27 protein-coding genes are annotated in these 23,933 nt (G+C 67.9%); 7 read left to right on the forward strand and 20 right to left on the reverse strand.

Annotated features, from left to right (window positions below; translation table 11 throughout):
* Nucleotides 1-585, reverse strand: a 585-nt coding sequence (locus DIE06_RS25120; protein ID WP_124663687.1) for a GntR family transcriptional regulator, incomplete at its 3' end; no start/stop codon positions are given.
* 126 nt (nucleotides 586-711) lie between these two features.
* On the opposite strand from DIE06_RS25120, the gene DIE06_RS25125 reads away from it, so the two are divergent.
* Complete coding sequence (locus DIE06_RS25125; RefSeq protein ID WP_124663688.1) at nucleotides 712-1,599, forward strand: DMT family transporter; 888 nt, start codon at nucleotides 712-714, stop codon at nucleotides 1,597-1,599.
* Between the two features lie 65 nt (nucleotides 1,600-1,664).
* On the opposite strand, the gene DIE06_RS25130 is transcribed toward DIE06_RS25125, so the two are convergent.
* The 8 genes from DIE06_RS25130 to DIE06_RS25165 form a co-directional block, all read right to left on the reverse strand.
* Nucleotides 1,665-2,282, reverse strand: coding sequence for a hypothetical protein (locus DIE06_RS25130; RefSeq protein WP_044848965.1), 618 nt, complete (start codon nucleotides 2,280-2,282; stop codon nucleotides 1,665-1,667).
* A 70-nt stretch (nucleotides 2,283-2,352) separates the two neighbouring features.
* Entirely contained in the window at nucleotides 2,353-2,970 is a 618-nt protein-coding gene (locus DIE06_RS25135) for a hypothetical protein (protein ID WP_059526829.1), read from the reverse strand.
* A gap of 111 nt (nucleotides 2,971-3,081) precedes the next feature.
* Entirely contained in the window at nucleotides 3,082-3,702 is a 621-nt protein-coding gene (locus DIE06_RS25140) for a hypothetical protein (protein WP_124663689.1), read from the reverse strand.
* A complete protein-coding gene (locus DIE06_RS25145) occupies nucleotides 3,699-4,241 on the reverse strand; it encodes a hypothetical protein (RefSeq protein WP_124663690.1) in 543 nt (180 codons plus the stop codon). The genes DIE06_RS25140 and DIE06_RS25145 overlap by 4 nt, the downstream gene beginning before the upstream one ends.
* 55 nt (nucleotides 4,242-4,296) lie before the next feature.
* A complete protein-coding gene (locus tag DIE06_RS25150; RefSeq protein ID WP_124663691.1) occupies nucleotides 4,297-5,415 on the reverse strand; it encodes a poly(3-hydroxybutyrate) depolymerase in 1,119 nt (372 codons plus the stop codon).
* A gap of 166 nt (nucleotides 5,416-5,581) precedes the next feature.
* Complete coding sequence (locus DIE06_RS25155) at nucleotides 5,582-6,028, reverse strand: lysozyme (protein WP_124663692.1); 447 nt, start codon at nucleotides 6,026-6,028, stop codon at nucleotides 5,582-5,584.
* Nucleotides 6,012-6,902 carry a DUF2589 domain-containing protein gene (locus tag DIE06_RS25160; RefSeq protein WP_260433765.1) on the reverse strand — a complete coding sequence of 297 codons (891 nt, stop codon included), beginning with the start codon at nucleotides 6,900-6,902 and terminating at the stop codon, nucleotides 6,012-6,014. The genes DIE06_RS25155 and DIE06_RS25160 overlap by 17 nt, the downstream gene beginning before the upstream one ends.
* Nucleotides 6,903-6,917: 15 nt before the next feature.
* The gene (locus DIE06_RS25165; RefSeq protein WP_124663693.1) at nucleotides 6,918-7,610 is read right to left on the reverse strand and encodes a DUF2589 domain-containing protein; all 693 of its coding nucleotides are present in this window, start codon (nucleotides 7,608-7,610) and stop codon (nucleotides 6,918-6,920) included.
* 284 nt (nucleotides 7,611-7,894) lie between these two features.
* Here DIE06_RS25165 and DIE06_RS25170 point away from each other — a divergent pair, with 284 nt between their 5' ends.
* A complete protein-coding gene (locus DIE06_RS25170) occupies nucleotides 7,895-8,578 on the forward strand; it encodes a response regulator transcription factor (protein ID WP_124663694.1) in 684 nt (227 codons plus the stop codon).
* A 225-nt stretch (nucleotides 8,579-8,803) separates the two neighbouring features.
* Here DIE06_RS25170 and DIE06_RS25175 read toward each other — a convergent pair whose 3' ends face one another.
* The 7 genes from DIE06_RS25175 to lysA form a co-directional block, all read right to left on the reverse strand.
* Nucleotides 8,804-9,148 (reverse strand): DUF3088 domain-containing protein, encoded by a 345-nt coding sequence (locus DIE06_RS25175; RefSeq protein WP_124663695.1) that lies wholly within the window; start codon nucleotides 9,146-9,148, stop codon nucleotides 8,804-8,806.
* 77 nt (nucleotides 9,149-9,225) lie between these two features.
* On the reverse strand, nucleotides 9,226-10,413 hold the full coding sequence (metC, locus tag DIE06_RS25180; protein ID WP_124663696.1) for a cystathionine beta-lyase: 1,188 nt from the start codon (nucleotides 10,411-10,413) through the stop codon (nucleotides 9,226-9,228).
* Between the two features lie 49 nt (nucleotides 10,414-10,462).
* Nucleotides 10,463-11,188 carry an amino acid ABC transporter ATP-binding protein gene (locus DIE06_RS25185; RefSeq protein WP_124663697.1) on the reverse strand — a complete coding sequence of 242 codons (726 nt, stop codon included), beginning with the start codon at nucleotides 11,186-11,188 and terminating at the stop codon, nucleotides 10,463-10,465.
* A 44-nt stretch (nucleotides 11,189-11,232) separates the two neighbouring features.
* A complete protein-coding gene (locus DIE06_RS25190; RefSeq protein ID WP_124663698.1) occupies nucleotides 11,233-11,892 on the reverse strand; it encodes an amino acid ABC transporter permease in 660 nt (219 codons plus the stop codon).
* A gap of 95 nt (nucleotides 11,893-11,987) precedes the next feature.
* Nucleotides 11,988-12,788, reverse strand: a complete 801-nt coding sequence (locus tag DIE06_RS25195) for a transporter substrate-binding domain-containing protein (protein ID WP_124663699.1) — start codon at nucleotides 12,786-12,788, stop codon at nucleotides 11,988-11,990.
* A gap of 160 nt (nucleotides 12,789-12,948) precedes the next feature.
* Entirely contained in the window at nucleotides 12,949-13,215 is a 267-nt protein-coding gene (locus tag DIE06_RS25200; RefSeq protein ID WP_124663700.1) for a hypothetical protein, read from the reverse strand.
* 147 nt (nucleotides 13,216-13,362) lie between these two features.
* A complete protein-coding gene (lysA, locus tag DIE06_RS25205) occupies nucleotides 13,363-14,601 on the reverse strand; it encodes a diaminopimelate decarboxylase (protein WP_124663701.1) in 1,239 nt (412 codons plus the stop codon).
* Between the two features lie 109 nt (nucleotides 14,602-14,710).
* On the opposite strand from lysA, the gene DIE06_RS25210 reads away from it, so the two are divergent.
* Nucleotides 14,711-15,625, forward strand: a complete 915-nt coding sequence (locus tag DIE06_RS25210) for a LysR family transcriptional regulator (RefSeq protein WP_185733472.1) — start codon at nucleotides 14,711-14,713, stop codon at nucleotides 15,623-15,625.
* Nucleotides 15,626-15,694: 69 nt separating this feature from the next.
* A complete protein-coding gene (locus DIE06_RS25215; protein ID WP_124663703.1) occupies nucleotides 15,695-16,294 on the forward strand; it encodes a GNAT family N-acetyltransferase in 600 nt (199 codons plus the stop codon).
* Between the two features lie 100 nt (nucleotides 16,295-16,394).
* Here DIE06_RS25215 and DIE06_RS25220 read toward each other — a convergent pair whose 3' ends face one another.
* Nucleotides 16,395-16,967, reverse strand: a complete 573-nt coding sequence (locus DIE06_RS25220) for a DUF4142 domain-containing protein (RefSeq protein ID WP_124663704.1) — start codon at nucleotides 16,965-16,967, stop codon at nucleotides 16,395-16,397.
* A 400-nt stretch (nucleotides 16,968-17,367) separates the two neighbouring features.
* The gene (locus DIE06_RS25225) at nucleotides 17,368-17,991 is read right to left on the reverse strand and encodes an HAD hydrolase-like protein (RefSeq protein ID WP_124663705.1); all 624 of its coding nucleotides are present in this window, start codon (nucleotides 17,989-17,991) and stop codon (nucleotides 17,368-17,370) included.
* Between the two features lie 167 nt (nucleotides 17,992-18,158).
* Here DIE06_RS25225 and DIE06_RS25230 point away from each other — a divergent pair, with 167 nt between their 5' ends.
* Entirely contained in the window at nucleotides 18,159-18,602 is a 444-nt protein-coding gene (locus DIE06_RS25230; protein WP_124663706.1) for a GNAT family N-acetyltransferase, read from the forward strand.
* 65 nt (nucleotides 18,603-18,667) lie between these two features.
* Complete coding sequence (locus DIE06_RS25235; protein ID WP_006751720.1) at nucleotides 18,668-18,886, forward strand: DUF1653 domain-containing protein; 219 nt, start codon at nucleotides 18,668-18,670, stop codon at nucleotides 18,884-18,886.
* Nucleotides 18,887-18,938: 52 nt separating this feature from the next.
* Here DIE06_RS25235 and DIE06_RS25240 read toward each other — a convergent pair whose 3' ends face one another.
* Both DIE06_RS25240 and DIE06_RS25245 read right to left on the reverse strand, forming a co-directional pair.
* The gene (locus DIE06_RS25240; protein ID WP_124663707.1) at nucleotides 18,939-20,150 is read right to left on the reverse strand and encodes a winged helix-turn-helix domain-containing protein; all 1,212 of its coding nucleotides are present in this window, start codon (nucleotides 20,148-20,150) and stop codon (nucleotides 18,939-18,941) included.
* Nucleotides 20,151-20,498: 348 nt separating this feature from the next.
* Nucleotides 20,499-21,887 carry an MFS transporter gene (locus DIE06_RS25245; protein WP_124663708.1) on the reverse strand — a complete coding sequence of 463 codons (1,389 nt, stop codon included), beginning with the start codon at nucleotides 21,885-21,887 and terminating at the stop codon, nucleotides 20,499-20,501.
* 319 nt (nucleotides 21,888-22,206) lie between these two features.
* On the opposite strand from DIE06_RS25245, the gene treA reads away from it, so the two are divergent.
* The gene (gene treA / locus DIE06_RS25250) at nucleotides 22,207-23,931 is read left to right on the forward strand and encodes an alpha,alpha-trehalase TreA (RefSeq protein ID WP_124663709.1); all 1,725 of its coding nucleotides are present in this window, start codon (nucleotides 22,207-22,209) and stop codon (nucleotides 23,929-23,931) included.
* Nucleotides 23,932-23,933: the final 2 nt, after the last annotated feature.

Raw genomic sequence — 23,933 nt, forward strand, 5'->3', positions numbered from 1 at the left:
GCATACGAGATCGAGCGCATGCGTGCCGCCGTCGGTCAGCATGATCTGCGTGGGCTCCGCATGGACGCCGTGCTGCGCGAGCCGCCACGCGAGCTGCTGGCGCAATGCGGGCAACCCGAGCGGTGTCGCGTAGTCGGTCAGTGCATCGGCTTCGCCGCGCGACACCGCGCGCAGCGCACGTCGCAGGCTTTCGTCCGGCAGCCACGATGACGGCAGCCAGCCGCACCCGGGCTTGACGGAACTCGGCGCGGCTTCGAGCGCCTGGCGCGACAGCCACAGCGGATCGAGTTCGCGATCGAGCCGCGGGCCGAGTTCGGCGAGCGCGAGCGGCGGCGCGTGCCCCGACACGTAGAAGCCGGAGCCGCGCCGCGCGACGAGCACGCCTTCGCTCGCGAGCCGCTCGTAGGCGTCGACGACGGTCGATTTCGATACGTGCAGCGCGTCGGCCATCATCCGGATCGACGGCACGCGCGCGCCGGGCATCAGCGCGCGGCTCGCGATCCGTGCGCGCAGCGTATCCATCACGGTTTCCACGCGCGTGCGCGACGGCGCGGGCGGAGCAGGGTCTGGCGCGGAGCGGTTCATGGCGAGAATGAACTGTACGGCCGGTTGTCCAGTACAGTTTGTCCAAATTGTATTGGGCTGTAGCTTACGCGCTTTTCGCGGGCGGCGGATCATCGGACATCCACCTTTTTCCGATCAGGATTTCCCGTGCACAAGACGACCGACGGATGGCTCAGCGGCCTGCTGGGCGTGATCATCTTCAGTGGCTCGCTGCCCGCGACGCGCGTCGCGGTGCAGGGCCTCGACCCGCTGTTCCTCACGTTCGCGCGCGCGACGATCGCCGGCGTGCTCGGCCTGATCCTGCTCGTCGCGCTGAAGCAGAGGCGGCCGACGCGTGCGGAAACCGTATCGCTGGTCGTCGTCGCGCTCGGGGTCGTGGTCGGCTTTCCGTTGCTGACCGCGCTCGCGCTCAAGCACGTGACGTCCGCGCATGCGATCGTGTTCGTCGGGCTGCTGCCGCTCGCGACCGCGCTGTTCGGTGTCTGGCGCGGCGGCGAACGGCCGCGGCTGCCGTTCTGGATCTTCTCGCTGGTCGGCAGCGGCGCGGTGGCCGCGTTCGCGCTGCGCAACGGCGGCGGCGCGTCGGTGGTGGGCGACACGCTGATGCTGGCCGCGATCGTTGCGTGCGGTCTCGGTTACGCGGAAGGCGCGCGCCTGTCGCGCCAGCTCGGCGGCTGGCAGGTGATCTCGTGGGCGCTCGTGCTGTCGCTGCCGGTGATGCTGCCGCTCGCGTGGTTCACATGGCCCGCGACGTTCGACGGCGTCGACGCCGCCGCGCTGTGGGGGCTCGCGTACGTGTCGCTGTTCAGCATGCTGATCGGCTTCGTGTTCTGGTATCGCGGCCTCGCGCTCGGCGGGATCGCGGGCGTCGGCCAGCTGCAGCTGCTGCAGCCGTTCTTCGGCTTCCTGCTCGCGGCCGGGCTGCTGCACGAGACGGTGCCGCCGTCGATGCTCGTGGTGACGATCGTCGTCGTCGGCTGCGTGGCAGGTGCGAAGTACTTCTCGAGGATGGCGCCCGTGCAGCGCGCGAGCTGATTCACGCACCGCGGCCGCGCGACGACGTGACGGGTGCAGCCCGTTCGCCGTCGCGCGTGTGCCGTTTACCCCATCACCACGTTCGCGAGCCGGAACTGGTACGCGGTCGCGGTGGTGCCGCCGCCGCCGCCCGTCATCACGATGTCGGCACTCTTGATCCCCAGCAGCGACAGTTCGGTGTTGATGTCGGACAGCACGGCCGAATTCATCACCGCACCCTGTTCGATCTGCGACGCGGTGCCGATCCACAGCGTCGGCTTGAACTCGAACACGGCCTTCTGGCCCGGCACGATGCCCGTCTTGTGCGCGAGCAGCCGGTTGTCCTTGAAGACCGACGCGGTGATCGCCCCCTGGCTCAAGTCGTTGCGCAGCTGGATCTCGCGCGACGTCGGCGCCGGGCCGGCCAGCGCGAGCACGTTGCCCGACGTCGAGCGCGACACGTTGAAGACCTGTCCGTTGTCCGCGCGCTTTTGCGGCATGTAGTTGCCGTCGGCATCGCTCGCGGAGACGGTCGTCAGCAGCGGGAACACGAACGGATGGTTGTCGCCGCGTCCGCAGTTGGTGATCACCTTCCACGCGATCGCGAGCTCGTCGAAGTCCGTCGACACGTTCTTCTGGAAGATCACGATCTGGCTGTTGTTGACGTCGTTCGACAGGTTGACGAAGTTGAGATTGATGTCCATGAGTCACCTTGATTCGATTCGGATAACTGATTGAAACGGCGCCGGCCGTGCATCGCCGGCGCACGAACCGTTACGCCATCACCACGTTTTCCAGCCGGAACGTGAACGGCATCGAGCGCGGGCCGGGGCCGCCGCCGGTCATCACGATGTCGGCGCTCGCGATGCCGAGCAGCGACAGTTCCGTGTTGATGTCGGAGATCACCGCGGAATTCATCAGCGCGCCCTGTTCGATCTGCGACGCGACGCCGATCCAGATCGTCGGCTTGAACTGGAACACGGCCTTCTGGCCCGGTGCGACGGACGTCTTGCGCGCGAGCGCGCTGCCGTCCTTGTAGATCGTCGCGTTGATCGCGCCGGCCGGCAGGTCGTTGCGCACCTGCACCTCGGAACTCGCGCCCGGGTCGCCGCCGAGCTGCAGCACGTCGCCCGAGCTGGAGCGCACGACCTGGAACACCTGGCCGTTCGCCGCGACCTGCTGCGGCATGTAGTTGCCCCAGCTGTCGCTCGCGCTCACGCTCATCGTCATCGGGAACTTGAACGGATGGTTGTCGCCCTGGCCGCAATTGCGGATCACCTTCCACGCGATCGCGAGTTCGTCGAAGTCGGTCGCCACGTTCTTCTGGAAGATCACGACGCTCGAGTTGTTCGCGTCGTTCGAGCGGTTGATCAGGTTCAGTTGGATATCCACGTCGTTGCTCCTTGAGTTTGAAAGAACGGCAGTCGGTCTGCCGCACACCTTTCCCGCCGGCCCGGCCGTGAAGCCGTGCCGTCAAGCCGGTTCAATCCGTGTCGGGCGACGCTACGCGCGCACGATATGTTCGAGCGCGAACGCAAACGGCTGCGCGTCGGCGCCGGTGCCGCCGCCCGTCATCACGATGTCGGCCGCGGCGACGCCTGCCAGCGGCAGCAGCGTGTTCGCGCTCGACATCACCGCCGCGTGCAGCGCGCGGCTTTCCTGTATCTGCGACGCCACGCCGATCCACAGCGTCGGCGTGAAGCGGAACACGGCCTTCTGCCCGGGCGCGACCGCTTCCTTCACCGCGATCAGCCGGCCCGCGCTGAACGCGTTGACGTTCACCGCGCCGCGCCGCATCCGGTTGACGACCTCGATGTTGCCGCCCGGCGCATCGGCCGGGTCGGGCACGAGCCGGCCGCGTCCGGTCGGCTGCGCGTCCACCACGAGGCGCACGCCGGCGGGCGCCGCGATGCGCGGCGAGAAGTTGCCGTGTTCGTCGCCGAGCGCGACGTCGATGTCGGTCGAGTAGTCGAACGGATGGAAGCAGTCGCGCCCGCAATAGCGGATCACCTTCCATGCGATCGCGAACGCGTCGAGATCGGGGATCACGTCGCGCTGGAACAGCACGACCTCGCTGTTGCCGCAGTCGTTCGAGCGATTGATGAAGCGGAGCTTGATGTTCATGACGTGTGCTCCTGATCGGGGGTGCCGCGATCGTCGCGCAGCGTGCGGTCGGCCCACTGCGCAAGCGCGGGTGCGACGCCGTTCGCGAGCGACGCGACGTGCAGCGCATGCGCACGCGCCTGGGCCTGCAGGTCGCCGGCGAAGCGGCCGAGCGCCATCGCGGCATCGGCCGGGCCGCGCGTGCGGCCGAGATCGTCGAGGTATTGCGCGGCCGCATCGGCCATCGCGCCCGCATGCTGCAGATGGCTTTGCGTGAAGCGCGTCGCGAGATCCGCGTTCAGGGCCGCCAGCTCCTTGACCGCGGCGGCCGAACCGCCGAGCGCGAATCGCTCGAGCTGGCCGCGCCACCACGCGTCGGTCGCGGCCTGGCATGCATCCGTGTAGCGGTGGCCGGCGAGCAGCGCGGTGTGCGCGAACGCGCGCCACGCGGGGCCGCCGGGCGTGCCGCCGGGGTCGGTCGTCTGCGCGGCGACCTTGCCGAACAGCTGGAGCGCGTCGGCGTGCGCGCGTTCCCATTGGGCGATGAACGTCGAGAACATGGCGATTCCTCGTGAAGAAGGGGCGATGACGGCGTGACGGCGGCCGATACGCGGATTACTGGCGCGCGGCACCGAGGCGCTGCACCATCCGCATCACGGCGGCCATCTGCGGCGCGTCGCGGCGATAGAAGCCGGGGTGGAGCGGATCCGTGCTCGTATAGCCCCAGAAATCCCAGCAGCCGAGCGGATTGACGGCCGATTTCTCGACCTGCGGATAGAGCACGATCAGCCGGTTCGTATCGGCGATCTCGTTGTAGCCGACGCCGCGAATCATCTTCTCGCCGACGGCCGCGACGTTCTGCACGCAGCCGTGGAACACCACGTGCACCGCGCAGGTCACGCGCTCGCAATCGGCCGGCACGTACGCGTAGCCGGTATCGCCGAGCGACGCATTGCGCCGCGGATCGAACGCGCGCTGGTCGAACTTCAGCAGCTTGCCGCCTGCCCGCGCGGCCGGCGGATTGAGCGGCTTGTCGGGCGTGCCGTAGATCCAGCGCACGATGTCGTGCGCCTGCTCGAAGCCGCAGTTGTCGATATACGGGCTCGCGTTCGCACTGCACGCGTTGTCCTCGGGGCGGTTCGTGATGAACGCATGCCCGGCTTCCGGCGATTCGCGGTACTGGAGGTTCGCGGCCGGGACCTGGGCGAGCGTGTAGAAGCGCGCGGTCTGGTCGACGACGCGCGTCGACACCACCGTATCCTTCGCGCCGCTGAACACGTAGATGCGCTGACCGCGCAACGCGGCCGGATCGTCGATCTCGCCACGCTGCGCGAACGTGCGCGCGGCGCGCCACGCATCGGCCGCGGACGGTGCGGGGCCGATCGGCTGCATGCACAGCGTGGTCGCGGCCACCGCCGGCGGGATCAGCGCGTTCACGCCCGCGCAATAGAACGGGCCGCCCGCGACGATACCGGCGCCGATCAGCCGGCTCGAGTACGCGACGTCGAACTGCGCGGCCATGAAGCCGCCGGACGACAGCCCGGACACCGACGTGCGCTGCAGGTCGGCCGCATAAGCAGGCAACGGATCGGCGGTGGCGGCGACGGCGGGTTGCGGCGCGACCGTCGCCGCGGCGGTAACGGCGACGCAGGCGGCGCCCAGCGCGCGGCGCACCGCATGCGAAACGGCGAGGCGGGGCGGCATCGTGCGGCCGGGCGAGCGAGTGACGTTCATGTGGGCTCCTATTGTGACGAGTGGCGGATGACGGATGATTGGAACGGATCGGGTGCGGCAAGGCTTCGGCGACGGTTTCAGCTTACGGGCAGCCGACGACATGCGAAATGGCGCGAACGGCATGCGCGGCGACCCGTGACGTTCGGCCGGTGCGGCGTCGCGGCGCTCATGACAGAAACAGCGCGCGCTCGGCCTGGCGGCGCTTCGTGAGCCCCGCGAACGGCTTGCCGCCCGCCTTGTTCCAGACGAGGAACTGGTCGGCCGCCCGCGCGCTCGCGCCGGCGTTCAGGTAGCGCAGCAGCGTGGACGAGCGCAGCCGTCCCGCGCCGAGATTGAAGACGAACGACATCAGCGCATCGAACTGCTGCTGCGTGACCGGCACGTGAAGCAGCTTGCGCAGGTTCAGCTCGGCGCCGCGCAGGTCGCGCCGCAGCAGCGCCTCGGCTTCGGCCGGCGTGAGCGGGCGCGTGAAGCGCTCGTTCGGCAGGATCAGGTGCCCGTAGCCGATCGTCGGCTTGCCGACCGCATCGAGATAGCGCGCGAGCCGTAGCCCCTCGAACTGCTTGATCAGCGCGATGCCTTGCTCACCGGTGCGTTCAGGCTGGTTCGCCATCGTCGTTCTCCTTGCTGCCCGGCCGTGCGCGCGGCACCAGGCGATGCGTGTATTCGTCGATCACGCGCATGATCGCTTCGGGCGGCGGCAGCGCCGCGAACTGCATTTCGATGTCGATGTGCTCGGTGTCACGCTGCCGCGCATTGCCCTGCGCGTCCTTCTTTGCGGAGCGCGGCGCGAACGTCACGTAGAAGCGGCCGCGCTGGTCGTCGTCGCCCGCGATGCCGCCGGCCGGCAGCGCCTCGGTGAAGTCGCCGCGCACGGTCAGGTGCACGATCATCCGGTCGAGCGCGAGCCCGCGCGGCGTGGCGAGCGCGACGAGCGGCACCGGCATCGTGTGCTCCGCGTCGAGCGCGACCGTGACCTCGCGCGGCGCGAGCAGGCCGTCGTCGCGCAGGTCGAAGAACTGGTCGAGCACGGCCGTGTACTGGTGCGCGAGCAGCTGGTTCGCGGCGGCGGCGGCGTGCTGCATCCCGCGCGCGATCTCGTCGAGCGCGATGCCGCGCGGCGGCGGGCGCTCATCGTCGGCCGGCGTGCCGGGCGGAGCGGCGGGCGGCGCCGGTGGGCCGGGCGGAGCGGGCGGCAAGCCGCCGGCGGACGCGCCGGGCGGGGCGGTCGATGTGTCGTTCGTGCCCGGCACGGCACCGGCCGGCCATCCGGCGGCATCGGGCGACGCGTGGCGTGCCGGATCGGCGGTTACCGACACCGGTGCAGCGGCGCCCGCGACCGCACCGGTAAGGCCCGCTGCCGGCGCGGCCGGCGGCGGGACCGGCCCGTCCGGTTCAAGCCGGGCCGTGCCGCCGCCCGGGCGCGTATCCCCGTCGTCCTGCCCGCCGCCGCCCGCGCGGCGCGACCGTCTGAAGAGCCTGAACATGGCCGGTCCTCGCGCTTACGCGTGCGCCGGCTGCTGGGCATCCGCACCCGCGCCGGCAGGCGCGGTCGCGCTACCGCCCGACCCCGATGCGTCGCCGACCAGCTTGCCGTCGGTCGGCGTCGACGGCAGCGGCTTCACGGCCTTCGCGTTGCCTTCGGTGACGACCGGCTTGGTCGCGGCTTCGGTCAGGAAGTCGATCACGCGCATCAGCGCCTCGGGCGGCGACTGGCGCTTCACCTGCGTGTGGATCGAGTATTTCGCGCGCGTGTCGGTGCTGCGCGTCTGCTCCGCCTTGTGCGACACGCGCCCGGACACGCTGACGCTGATCGGCCCCCAGCCGAACTTCGCCTGGAACTCACCGCCGGCCTCGGTCGACGACGACGACTTCTCCGACTGCGTGATTTCCATCTCGAAGTCGATCGTGCCTTCCTCGATCGCGATGATCGGGTGCACGATCGCCGCGAGCAACGGGATGCGCATCGTCTTCTGCACGACGCCTTTCGACACGCCGCTTTCGTCGACCAGCGTCTCGTCGTAGTCGAACTGGACGGCCACGGCCTTGCCGCCCTGGATACAGACCTGCATCAGGAAATCCGCGTAGCTCTTCGCGGCCTGCGTCTGCGCGCTGATCATCGCTTTTAACGGGCCGGCGATCATTTGGTCCATGGGTAAAGCGTTAATCACCGAGCCGATGAAATTCGCGTCCATGAATAAACTCCTCTTCGCGTTGAAGACAACGGAAATTCGCTGTCGTTATTCACGTTACGAAATTGAAGACGTTTACCAAATATGACGTCCGTCACGTCCGGCGGCCCGGGCCGGCCCGCGACGGGCATCGGCACACGTGGCGGGGCGCGGCGTGGACGAATTAGGCCATTCGTCACGGAGCGACGGGCCTAGTGCGCGGTGCGTGAAACAGCGGTAAAAAAAACGCCGGGTAGGGAAGCAAAAAAGACCTAAACCGAGCATCCCGATTTCGAGGAAACCGCGCAATGAACGTTCTGATGATCGATAGCCCGCCGTTATTCGTCGCGGGTGTGGCGGACGTACTGTGTAAACGCGACGTCAGCTGGCATGTCTGGTCGGCCCGCCGTCCGGAGGACGTCTTGCGCTTGCGCGACGCGTTGCTTCCCGAGACGGTCGAGGCCATCACGATCGAATGCGACGAGCACGCCGCACGGCCGAGCTGGCCGAGCGTGCTGAACGAGGCGTTCGCCGGCGCGCCGTGGCTGTGCGTGGTGGCCGCCGTGTGCCGCCGCACGATCGCCGATGCACTGCTGGCGGGGGCGGCCGGCATCATCGACCGGCACGCGAGTGCCGACGAGTTCGCGGATGCGCTCGGCCGGGTCGCGGCCGGTGCGATCTACGTGCCGCCGAACGACGGCGGCGCGACGCAGGCGCGCCCGGGCGGCGTGCCGGCCGGCGACGATCGCGCATTCGAGCGCCTCACGCCGCGCCAGCGCGACGTGCTGCGGCTGCTGGCCGAAGGCAAGTCGAACAAGCAGATCTGCCGCGTGCTGAACGTCGCGGAAGGCACGATCAAGAACCACCTGTATGCGCTGTTCCGCCAGATCGGCGTGAGCAACCGGACCGAGGCCGCGTTGTGGCTTGCGCGCCACGTGCCGTCCGAGCCGGCGGCATTCGCGTTCGCGCCTGCCTGCAGTTCGCCCGGCTGACGCCGGTCGCGACAGGCCCCGGTGTGTGCCGGCATCCGGTGTCGCGTTGCGTTGAGGTTCATACGGTCGAGGGTGGGGTGCCCGGGCCGGTCATCGGTAGCGGCGAATCCGCGTGGCCGAGTACATGGCACGCGCGTGGCGACGTGCATGCCGGAGACGGCGAACGGGACGCGCTTGCCGCACGCCCCGTTTGGTGGCGCCCGTCGAGATCGGGCGCCGGCGTGCTTACGCGACGTGCGCGACGCCGTATTGCGAGGACAGGTAGCGCCGGATATCGGCCGGGGAATCGATGAAGCGGCGGCCGTTGTGTTCGCGAATCCCGATCGCGTCGTCCTTCGGCGCCTGCCCGTCGCCGAGCACGAGCACCGGCGCGGACTGGTTGTCCTCGCCGATCAGCGCGACGATCGGCCGGCGCGGCCGCGGCGCGTCGACGTACTCGACCGCGACGGCGTCGCGCAACTGCGGATAGAAGCTCAGCAGCCCTTCAACGGCAACCGAATCGCCGCAGTAGAACGGACCTTCGGAGTCCTTGAAAAAGCCCGGACGGAGGATGAACAGCGTGTCTTTCATGATGGCCTCGCTATCAGTGGTGGTCGAACGTTGAAGAAACAGGGTCGTGTGGGGTGCTGCGTGCGACGTGCCCGCGGTCAGGCTTCCGCGAGCGCGGCCACGGCGGCGCGCAGTCTCGCGAACCCGGCGTCGAGGTCGGCGATCATGTCGTCCGGATGCTCGAGCCCCGCGTGGATGCGCAGCAGCGGGCCGGCCGCCGCCCATTGCGTCGCGGAGCGGTGGCGCGACGGATTCGACGGGATGATCAGGCTTTCGAAGCCGCCCCAGCTGTAGCCCATGCCGAAGCACGTCATGCCGTCGAGCAGCGCGCGCACCGCATCGTCGGGCTGCGGATGCAGCACCAGGCCGAACAATCCGCATGCGCCCGTGAAGTCGCGCTGCCACAGCGCATGGCCGGCATCGCCCGGCCGCGCCGGATACAGGATCTGCGCGACTTCCGGCTGCCGCGCGAGCCATTCGGTCAGCACGTGCGCGTTGCGCTGGTGGCGTTCGAGGCGCACCGAAAGCGTGCGCAGGCCGCGCAGCGCGAGATACGCATCGTCGCCGCTGACGGTCATCCCGAGCTGCCGGTAGCAGCGCGTGACCTTCTGCGCGAGTGCTTCGGTGGTCAGGATCACGCCCATCAGCACGTCGGAGTGTCCGGCGATGTATTTGGTCGCCGCGTGAATCGACACGTCGACGCCGTGCGAGAACGAGCGGAAATTCAGCGGCGTGCCCCACGTGTTGTCGAGCAGCACGACCGCATCGTGCTGGTGCGCGACGCGGCAGATCGCGGGAATGTCCTGTACCTCGAAGGTCAGCGAGCCCGGCGATTCGGTAAAGACCGCGCGCGTGTTCGGCCGCATCAGCGACGCGATGCCGGCGCCGATCGACGGATCGTAGTAGGTCGTCTCGATGCCGAGGCGGGCGAGCGTCTCGTCGCAGAACGAGCGGGTCGGGTCGTACACCGAATCGGCCATCAGCAGATGGTCGCCGGGATTCAGCACCGCGAGCAGCGCGGTCGTGATCGCGCTGAGCCCGCTCGGCGTCAGCAGCGCGGCGTGCGCGCCTTCGAGGCGCGCGAGCGCCTTCTCGAGCGCCCGCGTGGTCGGGCTGCCGTGGCGTCCGTACGCGAGCGGCGTGCCGCGCACCGCGTCGAGCGCGTCGGTGCCGTGAAAGAGCAGCGTCGACTGGCGATACACGGGCGGATTCACCGGCAAGCCGGGCTGGCCGTGCGTGCGGCCTTCGTGTGCGAGCAGGGTGTCGGTCGAGTGCGGTTGGTTCAAGATGTCGTCCTTTGAAAGTCGGTCAATTCGGAGCGAAGCCGTCGCGCGGTCAGTGCAGGATCTTGTCGAGGAAGTCGCGCGCGCGTTCGGAGCGCGGCGCGGCGAAGAACGCATCGCTCGCCGCATCCTCGACCACCGCGCCCTGGTCCATGAAGATCACGCGATGCGCGACCTTCCTCGCGAAGCCCATCTCGTGCGTGACGCACACCATCGTCATGCCGTCGCGCGCGAGTTCGACCATCACGTCGAGCACTTCGTTGATCATCTCGGGGTCGAGCGCGGAGGTCGGCTCGTCGAACAGCATCGCGACCGGGTTCATCGACAGCGCGCGCGCGATCGCGACGCGTTGCTGCTGGCCGCCGGACAACTGCCCCGGATACTTGTTCGCATGCGCCTTCAGGCCGACGCGATCGAGCAGCTTCATCGCGTTCTCGATCGCTTCGTCCTTGCAGCGGCCGAGCACCTTGACCTGCGCGAGCGTCAGGTTGTCGGTGATCGACAGGTGCGGAAACAGCTCGAAATGCTGGAACACCATGCCGACCCGCGCGCGCAGTTGCGCGAGCTTCGCGGCCGGATCGCCGAGCCGCATGCCGTCGACGACGATGCTGCCCTTCTGGAACGGCTCGAGGCCGTTGATCGTCTTGATCAGCGTCGACTTGCCGGAGCCCGACGGCCCGCAGACGACGACCACTTCGCCTTTCGATACCGCCGCGCTGCAGGCGGAAAGGACCTGATGCTTGCCATACCACTTCGAGACGTTGTCGAGCGTAATCATGGGTTGTCCGTGGTTGAGGTTCGGGTTGAATGACGCGCGCATGCTTAGTGCGTGGACGGCAGCGAGAGGCGTGTCTCGACGCGGCCCTGCAGTCGCGTGAGCAGCGTGCTCAGCACCCAGTAGATCGCGGCGGCCGCGAGGTAGAGCGGCAGCGGCTGGAACGTCGCGGCGATCACTTCCTGCGTCGAGCGCAGCAGCTCGGTGACGGTGATCACGGACACGAGCGACGTGTCCTTGATCAGGCTGATCAGCGTGTTGCCGAGGCTCGGCACCGCGAGGCGCAGCGCCTGCGGGCAGACGATGTAGCGCAGCGTCTGCACGTGCGTGAGGCCGAGACTGTGCGCGGCCGCCCATTGCCCGCGGCCGATGCCGAGGATCGCGCCGCGCATGCTTTCCGACAGGTACGCACCGGCGTTGAGCGTGAGCGTGAAGATGCCGGCCGTCGTCGGGTCGAGCGTGATGCCGAGATCCGGCAACCCGTAGTAGACGACGAACATCTGCACGAGCAGCGGCGTGCCGCGCATCAGGCTGACGTAGCCCTGCGCGAGACCGGACGCGAACCGGTTGCTGCCGATCCGCAGGATCGCGACGACGAGCCCGACGACGAGGCCGAGCGCCATCGACGCCACCGCGAACTTCAGCGTGAGCAGCGCGCCCTTCACCATCACGGGCAGGGTTTGAATGACCAGATCGAGTGCTTCCATCGCGTGTCTCCTGATTGTGTGTCGTGTGCCGCTTGTGTATCGGCTGTGTGGCGGCCGGCCCGCGCGTGCGTGCGCGCGGGCGCGTGGCGGCTGCGTTATTGCGTGATGGGCTTCGTCGTGTCCGAGCCGAACCACTGCATCGAGATCTTCTTCAGCGTGCCGTCCTGCTGCAGCGACGCGACCGCGTCGTCGATCGCCTTCGCGAACTTCGGATTGCCCTTGCGGAACGGGATGCCCATCCGGTCCTCGCCGCCGGCGAGCATGGAACCCGGGCGCAGCGGCAGGTGCGAGTTCTTGATCAGGTAGCTCAGCATCAGGCGGTCGTTGACCGCCGCGTCGATACGGCCGGCCGCGAGGTCGCGCAGGTTCTCCGGCGTGCCCGGATAGACCTGCAGATCGATCGCGGGCACCGTCTTCACGAGATCGACGTAGTTGCTGCCCATCGTCACGCCGACCTTCTTGCCCCTGAGCTCGTCGAGCGACTTGAATGCACGCGTGTCGTTCTGGCGTTGCAGCAGCTGCGCGGACGAATACACATACGGCGTGCTGAAGTCGAGCGCCTGCTGGCGCGACGGCGTGATCGCGACCTGGTTGACGATCACGTCGAACTTGCCGGCCTGCAGCCCGGCGAGAATCCCGCTCCATTCGGTCGTGACGAACTGCGGCTTCACGCCGAGCCGCGCGGCGACCGCCTTCGCGACGTCGACGTCGAACCCTTCGAGTTGTCCTTCGGCATTGCGATAGTCGAACGGCGGGTAGGTGCCTTCGAGCGCGATCTTCAGCACGCCGGCCTGCTTGACGGTGTCGAGCAGGTCCGCCGCATGCGATGCCGTGGCCGCCACGCAGAGGAGGGCGGCGGCGAGGGTTTGCTTGAGCGTCGGGGTGAAGGGCTTCATGGTTGTCTCCGGGTGTTGTCGAAACGTCGTTGTCGAAAAGTCAGGGTGAGCGCATCCGCGGCGACGGGCGGCGTCGCCGTGGGCGGGAAGCGGGCCGCAGTGGAATGCGGCGCGGGAAAAGGTGCGGCGAGAGACGGCGCGAGCCGTGTGCCGCGACGCGTTACGGCAGGCGTTCGCGCACGGTGGCGTAGCGGTGCGCGGCGAAGCGTTCAAGCATCGTGTTCATGGGTGCCCGTGCGGCGTGCGAGTAAGGGAGACCGGCTGCATCGTCGATGCGTATCCGGTGACGCAAATGCTGAACGACTGAGGGCAATCTTAGTTTTGTCAAAAAGGAAAGTGCTTCCAAAAATGCATGGACTTTCCACGCGGCGTGGAATGTTTTTCTCCGTGCATGAAAGCCGGTGCAAGCGATCTGCTGCGGTTGCACGGGGTGCGCAGCATCAGGTGCTACGACGTGGTCGAGCGGTTGCTCCGAGGGCAACCGCCGAAAAGCAAAACGGCCAGGCATGCCGGTAGCGGCAAGCCTGGCCGTTGGCGTTCGAGTCGTCGAACGCGCGTGCGCGTGTGATGCGTGTTACTCGAACGTTTCGAGCGCGAGCAGTTCGCCGATCGTCTGCCGGCGGCGGATCAGCCGCGGCGTGCCGCGATCGACGAGCACTTCCGGCGCGAGCGGCCGGCTGTTGTAGTTCGAGGACATCGACGCGCCGTACGCGCCCGCATCGTGCAGGAACAGCAGGTCGCCGATCTGCGGCTGCGCGAGCTTGCGGTGCGTGACCACGCCGCCCGCGTCCTGCGTGAACACGTCGCCGGATTCGCACAGCGGCCCCGCGATCGCGATGTCGACGAGCGGCCGGCCGGCCGGCAGCGCGCCATCTGGTGCGTGCACGGATACCGCGTGGTAGCTGCCGTACATCGACGGACGCATCAGGTCGTTGAAGCCCGCGTCGATCAGCACGAAGTCGTGCTTCGGCCGACGGTTCACGGCCTGCACTTCGGTGACGAGCGTGCCGGCCTCGGCGACGAGGAAGCGGCCCGGCTCGATCTCGATGCGCACCGCGTGGCCGAGATGCCGTTCGATCCGCTTGCGCGCGGCATCCCACTGGCTGAAGTAGTGACCGACGTCGACGCGCGGCTCGCCGTCGCGATACGGAATCGACAGCCCGCCACCGGCGGAGATCGCTTCGATGTCGTGGCCGAGCGACGTGACGAGGTCGACCATCGCGTCGCACACCTGCGACAGGTGCCCGTAGTCGACGCCCGAGCCGATATGCATGTGGATGCCCACCAGCTTCAGCCCGTACCGGCGCACGATCTCGATCGCGCGCGGCACGTCGTCGATCCAGATTCCGTGCTTGCTCTGCGGGCCGCCGGTGTTGGTCTTGTTGCTGTGGCCGTGGCCGAAGCCGGGATTCACGCGCAGCCACACGCGATGGCCGGGCGCGTGCTCGCCGACGCGCGCGAGCATGTCGAGCGAGCCGGCGTTCACGGTCACGCCATGCTTCAGCACGGCCGCGAGCGTCGGGCGATCGATCAGGTCGGCCGTGAACACGACGCCTTCCGGCTCGCCCGCTGGACTGAATCCCGCCGCGAGGCTGCGCTCGATCTCGCCGAGCGACACGGCGTCGACGCACGCGCCTTCTTCGCGCATCAGCTTCAGGATGTGCAGGTTCGAGTTCGCCTTCTGCGCATAGCGGATCACGTCGAACTGGCGCAGTTGGGCGATGCGGTCGCGGATGACGTCGGCGTCGTACACCCATAGTGGGGTGCCGTATTGCTGCGCGAGCGTCGCGAGCTGGCGGGAATCGAGGGACATGGCGGAGAAATCGGATCGAATGAACGGATAGCGTGAATGATGCGCCCGAATATCTATACAGTAAAATGCCTTCTTATCGATATTCGATTCATTTTTGATATATATGGTCATGCTCACACACCGGCACATCGAGGTCTTCCGCGCGCTGATGGTCACCGGCAGCACGACGCGTGCGGCCGAGATGCTCTATACGTCGCAGCCCACGATCAGCCGCGAGCTCGCGCGGATGGAGCAGGTGGTCGGCTTCGCGCTGTTCGAGCGCTCGCACGGCCGGCTGCGGCCGACGATGGCCGCGCTCACGCTGTTCGACGACGTGCGGCTCGCGTATGTGGGGCTCGAGCGTGTCGCGGCGACGGCCGCGCGGCTGCGCGAGTTTCGTGACGGCCAGTTGTCGGTGATCGCGCTGCCGGCGTTTTCGCACGCGATCCTGCCTGGCGCCTGCCGGCGTTTTCACGAGGCGCACGCGGGCGTCAGCGTGTCGGTCGCGACGCAGGAGTCGCCGGTGCTCGAGGAGTGGCTGACCGCGCAGCGCTACGATCTCGGGCTGACCGAACACGACGTCGCGCCGGCCGGCACCGTGCTCACGCCGCTGCTCGAAGTCGACGAGGTCTGCGTGCTGCCCGACGGCCATCCGCTGCTCGCGCGGCGCGCGATCGATCTCGCGGATCTCGCCGATCGTCCATTCGTGAGCCTGTCGCTGAACGACCCGTACCGGATCCTGATCGACGAGGCGTTCGCGCAGCTCGGTGTCGCGCCGCGTTCGGTGGTCGAAACGCCGTCGGCCGTATCGGTGTGCGCGTTCGTGCGGCAGGGGCTCGGCGCCGCGATCGTCAATCCGCTGACCGCGCTCGATTTCGTCGGGCGCGACCTGCACGTGCGGCCGCTCACACGCTCGTTTCCGTACCGCGTCAGCGTGATCGTGCCCGAGCACCGGCCGAAGAGCCTGCTCGTCGATGCATTCGCGGATGCGCTGCGCGGCGAAGCGAAGGCGATTCGCCAGCGGCTCGCCGCGCTTCCGGGCTGACGCGGGTCGTATGATGGGTGTTTCGTCGCGCGCATCCTGCTCGCCACTTTCACGGAAACGGAACCCGTCATGACCGACGCTGCATCTTCTGTCGAACAACCGACTCTCACCGGCGAGCGCGTCGAACTGCGGCCGCTCGAGGCAGCCGACCGGCAGGCGCTGCTCGATGCCGCGGCGGACGGCCAATTGTGGAATCTGAAGGTCACGGTCGTGCCTGGAGCGGATACGGTCGACGCCTATATCGATACCGCGCTGCAAGGCCGTGCGGCCGGCACCGTGATGCCGTTCGTGATCGTCGAGCGTGCGTCGGGCCGCGCGATCGGCAGCACGCGTTTCTGGAAGATCGACCGCACGAATCGCAAGCTCGAGATCGGCCATACGTGGCTGAGCGAATCGGCGCAGCGCACGCGCGCGAATACCGAAGCGAAATGGCTGCTGCTCGCGTACGCGTTCGACACGCTGCACTGTGTGCGCGTGCAGTTCACGACCGACGAACTGAACGAGAAGTCACGCGCGGCGATTCTGCGGCTCGGCGCGAAGCAGGAAGGGATCGTGCGTCACGAGCGGATCATGCCCGACGGGCGCAAGCGCAATTCGGTGCGCTTCAGCATCATCGACGACGAATGGCCCGAGGTAAGCGAGCGGTTGCGGGCGAAGCTCGCGACGTAACGCGAGGCAGGTGCCGCAGGCGTCGCGCCGCCGGAGAGGGGGGCGGCGGCGCGACGAGGGGGGAGCGGCGTGCCGCGCGCGATGCGCGCGGGTCATCGCGTTACTGCGCCGATGCGAGGTGATGACGTTCCGCGAGCTTCTGCGCGGCCGCGTAGTGCGCCTGCAGGATCGGCAGCGCCTGGCGTGCGACTTCCTTCAGCTTCGTGTCGCGGCCCGACGCGATTTCGGCCTGGAATGCGGAGATCGTCTTCTGCTGGCCGGCGAGCGCGACCTGCTCGATGTACGCCTTGTCGAATTCCGCGCCGCGCAGGGTCTTGATGCTGTCCAGCACGGCCGTGTCGGGATCGTTGGCCGGCACGTCGACGCCGCGCGGGCTGGCCGCGCGCATCGCCTGGATGATCTTCTCATCGTCGGTCGACACGCGTTGCGCGAACGCCTTCACCTGGCTGTCCGACGTGCGCGAATCGGCGATGCGTGCGGCGTCGTGCTGGGTCGACACGGTTTTCGTGCCGTCGGTGATGAAGGTCTGGTCGGCTTCGTGGATGCGCGTCTGCGTGGCGGCGGCCGGTGCGGACGGTGCCGGTTGCGCCGTTTGCGCGGTCGCCGTCACGGCGACGAGAAGCAGGCCAGCGGCAGACAATGCAAGGCGCGAGACTTGGGGAAAGCGGTTCATGGGACCTCCTTTCGATCGGGGCTCTGATTAACGGACGGATCGCGTGATCCGTAGCTGTGCGAGAGAGACCGGGCGCGCCCGGGCCGGGCTCGATCGCCGCTCTGCCGCGGCGGCGTTCGAAGTGTTTCCCGGCCCGACTGATTCTAGGAGAGCGCTCCGGTAGCAGGTGCAACCGCGCTGTGGTTTGTGTAACGGTTGGTAAGACGAATCGATGGGTGCGTGTGCGGACAGGTAGGGCGTACCTGTCGCGTGTATCGCGGCGGCAATTTTTGCGTGCGCGGGGCGCATGCAATCGATGCGACGTGCTCGCGTGTCATCGGCGTTTCATCGTCGTGCGGGCAGCGCGTCGCGTGCTCGCTTCACGACGCGTCGAATCGACCGCACGATTCGCGCGGCACGCTCACACGCGATCGAGCAGTGCGTCGAGACGCGGCAGCAGCGGCGTTGCGCAATGCGACTGCAGCGCGTCGGGGGCTGTGTAACCCCATGCGACGCCTTGAAAGGCGATACGCGCGCGGCGTGCCGCTTCGGCATCGCGGATTTCGTCGCCGACGTACAGCACGTCGGCAGGCGGGATTCCGGCTTCGCGCACGAGCGCGCGCAGCCGGCGCGCCTTGCCGAACAGCGGAATGCCGCACGCGAACGTGTCGACGCAGCGGCTCGCGTGCGGGCCGAGCCGATCGCGCACGATGTCCTCGGTGTTCGACGTCGCGATCGCGATGCGGATGCCGCGCGCGGCGAGCGCGTCGAAGGTCGCGTCGACGCCGGGGAACAGCTTCACGTGCGCGATGCGCGGCCGCATGAGCCGCCGCATGTCGAGCGTCACGCGCGGCACCTTCCACATCGGCACCTCGAGCGCGCGGATGATCTCGCGCGCCGACATGCCGCGCAGCGCGGGGCGCAGTTCGGGCGTCGCGTCGCGAAAGCCGTGCAGGCGCGATGCCTCCGTCAGCGCGGCGAGAAAGCAGTCGAGCGAATCGGCGAGGGTGCCGTCGAAGTCGAATGCGATGAGTCGATAGGGCATGGGGCGATGCGAGAGGTTGATCGAGCAGGAGCAGGCGACGATATCATCGAATCGAGCCTCGTTGGCCGCACGATTCCTTGCTGTGCAGGTCAGGTCGGGCGTCGCTTGTGGCCCGGCCCACACCGCGCTATCGTTGCTGCTCCGCCCGATCCGACCGGAGAGCCGACGTGTCCGCAGCCACCCCCGCCACGCTGAGATTTTCCACCGACAAGCGCGAACTCGACATCGACGCGATCTTCGATTTCCTGCATCGCGATGCGTACTGGTCGCAGGGCATTCCGCGCGACGTCGTCGAGCGAGCGATCGAAGGCTCGCTGTGCTTCGGCGCGTATGTCGGCGACCGGCTCGTCGGGTTCGCGCGGCTCGTGACCGACCACGCGACGTTCGCGTACCTGTGCGACGTGTTCGTCTTGCCGGCTGAACGCGGCAACGGCCATGGCCGTGCGCTGATCGACCACGTGTTCGCGCAGCCGATGGTGCAGAGCCTGCGCCGCATCATGCTCGTGACGACCGACGCGCACGACCTGTACCGGCCGGTCGGTTTCGGACCGTCCGCGAATCCCGAGCGGCTGATGGAGATCCGCCGTCCCGATATCTACGCGAAACGCTGACGCGCGGCGAGCACATACGAGCGCATACAATACGCGCTTTCGTTTTTGCCGAAAGGAAGCAGATCATGACCGAACAGGAAGCCGAACAGCTCGCCACGCATCGTCACTACAAGGGCGGGCTGTATCGCTACATCGGCGTCGCCCGTCATTCCGAAACCGAGGAATCGGTGGTCGTGTACGAGCATCTGTGGCCGCATGCGCGCGGCCTGTGGGTACGGCCGGAAGCGATGTTCAACGAGAACCTGCCGGACGGCACGCCGCGGTTTCGCAAGCTGCGCGACTGAGCGGCAGCAAGCGGCACGCGCACCGTCACCGCCCGGCGCGAATCGGCCGGCATTACGCGCCGGCCAGCGCCTTCGTCAATTCGGGCGGCGCGTGCGCGACCGTCACCTCCGGCGTGCCATGCCACGCCGCGAGCTTCTTCACGGCCTTCGCGACGTCGGCCGCGAGCCCCGTGCCGAACCGCACGCCCGGCTCGACATGCACCGCCTTCAATTCGAACGTGCCGAGCGCGCGATGCGCTTTCGCGTCGACGCGCCCGATCAGCCGGCCGCGATGCAGCACCGGCAGGCAGAAATAGCCGTAGCGCCGCTTGTGCGCGGGCGTGTAGCACTCGATCGTATAGTCGAAGCCGAACAGCGTCGATGCGCGCCGCCGGTCCCACACCACCGGGTCGAACGGCGACAGCAGCGTGGTGACCGTCGAGCGCAGCGTGTCGGCCGCGGCGGCCGGCAGCAGCGCTTCGAGCGAGCGATGCACGTAGGCCGGCTCCTTCCAGTCGGCGATCTCCATACGAATCAGCTCGCCCGCGTCCGCAAGTTGCTCGAGTTCCGCACGGTACGAACGGCGCGGCAGCCGGTAGTAATCGGCCACCCAGTCCGCGCGCACGATGCCGAGCGCGCGGCACGTATAGTCGAGCAACGCGGGCAGCACCGCGTCGCGCGGCGGCAGGTCGCGCGCATCGTCCCAGCCGGGCAGCACACGCTCCCGCACGTCGTAGATGCGCTGGAAATTGCGGCGCTCGGACACCATCAGGTGGCCGGTCGTGAACAGCACTTCCAGATGTTTTTTCTCGGGCTTGCGGTCCCACCATCCGTTGCCTTTCGCACCGTCTTCGCGAATGAAATCGGCCGACCGCACGGGGCCTTCGTCGCGAATCCTCGCGAGCAGCCGCTCGATGTCCGCGCGGTTCTGCGCGTGCCAGTCGGCCGCGTATTTCCAGCCCATCCCCGACGGATCGAGCATCTTGTAGCGCATCAGCCCGAATTGCTCGACCGGCAGGAAGCACGCTTCGTGCGACCAGTATTCGAACAGGCGTGCCTCGGCGAGATGTTCGTCGAGCCACTGCGGGGCGAAGTCGCCGAGACGGCTGAACAGCACGAGATACGGGCTGCGCGCGACGACGTGAATCGTATCGATCTGTAACTGCGCCATCCGGCGGATCGTGTCGAGCACGTCGGCCTTGGTGGCCTTGCGGCGGGGCGGGGTCAGCAGGCCCTGCGCGGCGAGATGCAGCGCGCGGGCGGCGGCGGGCGAGAGCGTAAGCATCGGAGCGGCAGCTGAGGGTGGCAGGCGGGCACCACTTTAGCGCGAAAGCGGCACACGTGTGCGGCGTGCGCCCGCGACGCGTCTGACAATGGTTGACAGATGCGCGACGTGACTTTCCTTATAGTGCAGTCATGGCGCGACGAAATATGCGCGCAACGATTCGGCTTCCGACGCACATATGTCAATGGCACGCAGGAAGCAGATCCGGGATTCTCAACCCCCAATGAGAGACCCGGAGCCCTGAGCGGACATCCATGCGGCTGTGCACCGGCCCCGTGTGGATGTCCGCTGATTTTTTTGTTGTTCCGGTTTTTCCGCCGCCTGCCTGTTCCCCGCCAGACTGCCCGTTTATTGCCGCTTGCCGCGCGCGACTTCGTCGCCGGCGCCGGGCGGCAACCGCCGCGTGATCGGAATCGACGCGAACGAACACAGCCCGACCACGACGAACGCGGGCCAGAAATCCGACCACACCATCGTCTGATGCCCCTGCAGCCAGTGCGACAGGTGCAGCACGAGGCCGGCGACCGTCACGCCGAGCCCGAGCGACATCTGCTGCACGACGCTGCCGAGGCTCGTCGCGCGGCCCGCGTCGGCCTGCGAGATATCCGCGTAGATCATCGAATTCAGGCTCGTGAACTGCAGCGCGGGGAAGATGCCGCCGACCAGCACGATCGTCCAGATCGCCCAGGTCGCCATGCCCGGATGGAACAGGCCGTACGCGGCGATCGCGAGCCCCGCGAACGCGGCGTTGTAGATCAGCACCGTGCGAAAACCGAAGCGGCGCAGCGTATGGGTGGCCGTCGAGCGGCTCACCGCGCCGCCGAGCGCGGATGCGCAGGTGATCAGCCCGGAGTGGAACGCGCTCATCCCGAGGCCTTCCTGCAGCGCGAGCGGCAGCAGGAACGGCACCGCACCGAGGCCGATACGGAACAGCGACCCACCGACCACGCTCGCGTGGTAGGTCGGAATCTTCAGGAAACTGAGGTCGAGCACCGGCCGTTCCTTGCGGCGCGCGTACGGCACGTAGAGCGCGAGCATCACCGCGCCGGCCACGCACATCATGATCGCGTTGCCGCGCGACGTGAGCGAGCCGTCGATCAGCGTGAGGCCCATCAGCAGCAGCGCGGCGCCGCTCGCCGACAGCAGGAAGCCGAACCAGTCGAGCGGGCCGGGATCGGCCTCGTGCGTGTTCGCGATGTGCTTGCTCGCGAGGTAGATCCCGTAGATGCCGATCGGCACGTTGATGAAGAAGATCATCCGCCAGTGCAGGTAGGTCGTGATGAAGCCGCCGACGAGCGGCCCGACCGTGGGCCCGAACAGTGCGGGAATCGCGAGGTAGTTCATCGCGCGTACGAGTTCGGAGCGCGGCACCGCGCGGAAGATGATGATCCGGCCGACCGGCACCATCATTGCGCCGCCGACGCCCTGCACGAAGCGCGCGAACGTGAGCACGCCGAGGGAGTTGGCGGCCGCGCACATCAGCGAGCCGGCGACGAAGATGCCGATCGCGGTGCGGAAGACGGAGCGTGCGCTGAAGCGGTCGGCAAGCCATCCGCAGATCGGGATGAATACGCCGAGGCCGACCACGTAGGCCGTGATCGCAATGTTCAGTGTGACGGGATTGTGCCCGAAGTCCCTCGCCATCGCGGGCAGTGCGGTGACGATGATGTTGGCGTCGACGCTTTCCATGAACAACGCACAGGCAACGATGAGCGGTGCTAGAAAGACGGGCGACATGGGCAGGGCGCGCGGTAAAGACGCCATTATGCCCACAATGTGGTCGTTGCGTCACGTGAGACAACGCTTGTTCCGCATGTTGCAACAGTCGTTCCTGTTGCCGTGCGCGGAAAGAGAGACGACTGCGGCGGATGACATGACCCATGACGCGCGCCTGCGGGCCCGGCCGCGAAACTTGCGTGCGATGCGCGTTTCGTGCGACAGTCGGAGCTCATCTGCGGAATACAACGACGCGCATCGATCGACGGCCATCGAGACGAGCGCACGCGCGAACGAGACCCCTGCCGATCCACTCACCATCGAAAGGAGGGGACACGTCATGACGTCACGTCGTGCCGCATCGATCGCATCAACCGCATCGCATCCTGCCTCGCATCCGCCCGTGCCCGCGCCGCGTCTGCGCTGGGCCGCCATTCTCGCCGTTGCTTACCTCGCCGTCGCCGGTTGCGCCGCGCAAGCCGACAGTGCAAATCAAGCCGCGATGCAGGCGGCCAGCCAGTCCGCCGCGCCCGCCACGGCGGCGCACGCGAGCCCGGCCTCCGGCACGCTGCTGCCGCCGCCGAGCCAGCTCTACGGCGACCTGTTCGTCGCGGTGCAGGCCGCCCGGCTCTATCCCGACCAGAAGACCTTCGTCGACGCGACACCCAACGCCGATCCGGCGACGATCGTGCAGTTGTATCAGCAACAGAAGTCGCAGCCGGGCTTCTCGCTGAAGGCGTTCGTCGACCAGTACTTCACGCCGCCGCCGGAGGGCGGGGTCACGCCGCCCGCGAACCAGACGCTGCGCCAGCACATCGACTGGCTGTGGCCGCAGCTCACGCGCACCAGTACGACGGTGCCGCCATACAGCTCGCTGATCCCGATGCCGAAGCCGTACGTGGTGCCGGGCGGCCGCTTCCGCGAAGGCTACTACTGGGATACCTATTTCACGATGCTCGGGCTGCAGGTGTCGGGGCGCGAGGATCTCGTCGACGACATGCTCGACAACTTCGCGCATCTGCTCGACACGGTCGGCCACATCCCGAACGGCAACCGCACGTACTACGCAAGCCGCTCGCAGCCGCCGTTCTTCGCTTACATGGTCACGCTCGCCGCGCAGGCGGAAGGCGACAAGGTCTACCAGAAGTACCTGCCGGCGCTGCGCAACGAGCATGCGTACTGGATGCAGGGCGAAACCACGACGCCGCGCGGGCAGGCCGCGCGCCACGTGGTCGCGATGCCGGACGGCGCGGTGCTGAACCGCTACTGGGACGCGAGCGACACGCCGCGCGACGAGTCGTATCTCGAGGATGTGACGACCGCGAAGGCCGTGACGAATCGCCCCGCGAACGAGGTGTACCGCGACCTGCGCGCGGGCGCCGAAAGCGGCTGGGACTACAGCTCGCGCTGGTTCGGCGACGGCAGGACGCTCGCGACGATCCGCACGACGTCGATCGTGCCGGTGGACCTGAACAGCCTGATGTTCCATCTCGAGACGACGATCGCGAAGGGCTGCACGGTCACGCACGACATCGCGTGCGTGGCGGACTTTTCCGGACGGGCGGCGCGGCGCGCGGCCGCGATCAACCACTATCTGTGGAACCGTCGCGGCTATTACGGCGACTACGACTGGCAGATGCGCAAGCCGCGCGACGGCGTGACGGCCGCCGCGCTGTATCCGCTGTTCGCGGGTGTCGCGTGGCCCGAGCGCGCGAAGGCGACCGCGCGCGAGGTGCGCAAGACGCTGCTGCAGCCGGGCGGCCTCGCGACGACGACCGAGAACACGGGCCAGCAGTGGGACGCGCCGAACGGCTGGGCGCCGCTGCAGTGGATCGCGAGCGACGGGCTGCGCCGTTACGGCGAGCCGGCGCTCGCGAAAGACATCGGCACGCGCTTCCTGGCCGACGTGAAGCATGTGTATGCAACCGAAGGCAAGCTCGTCGAGAAGTACGTGGTCGAAGGCGCCGGCGCGGGCGGCGGCGGGGGCGGCGAATATCCGCTGCAGGACGGTTTCGGCTGGACCAACGGCGTCACGCTGAAACTGCTCGGGCTGTATGGCGAGTGACG

The organism is Burkholderia sp. Bp8998, from assembly GCF_003854235.1.
Taxonomy (GTDB): Bacteria; Pseudomonadota; Gammaproteobacteria; order Burkholderiales; family Burkholderiaceae; genus Burkholderia.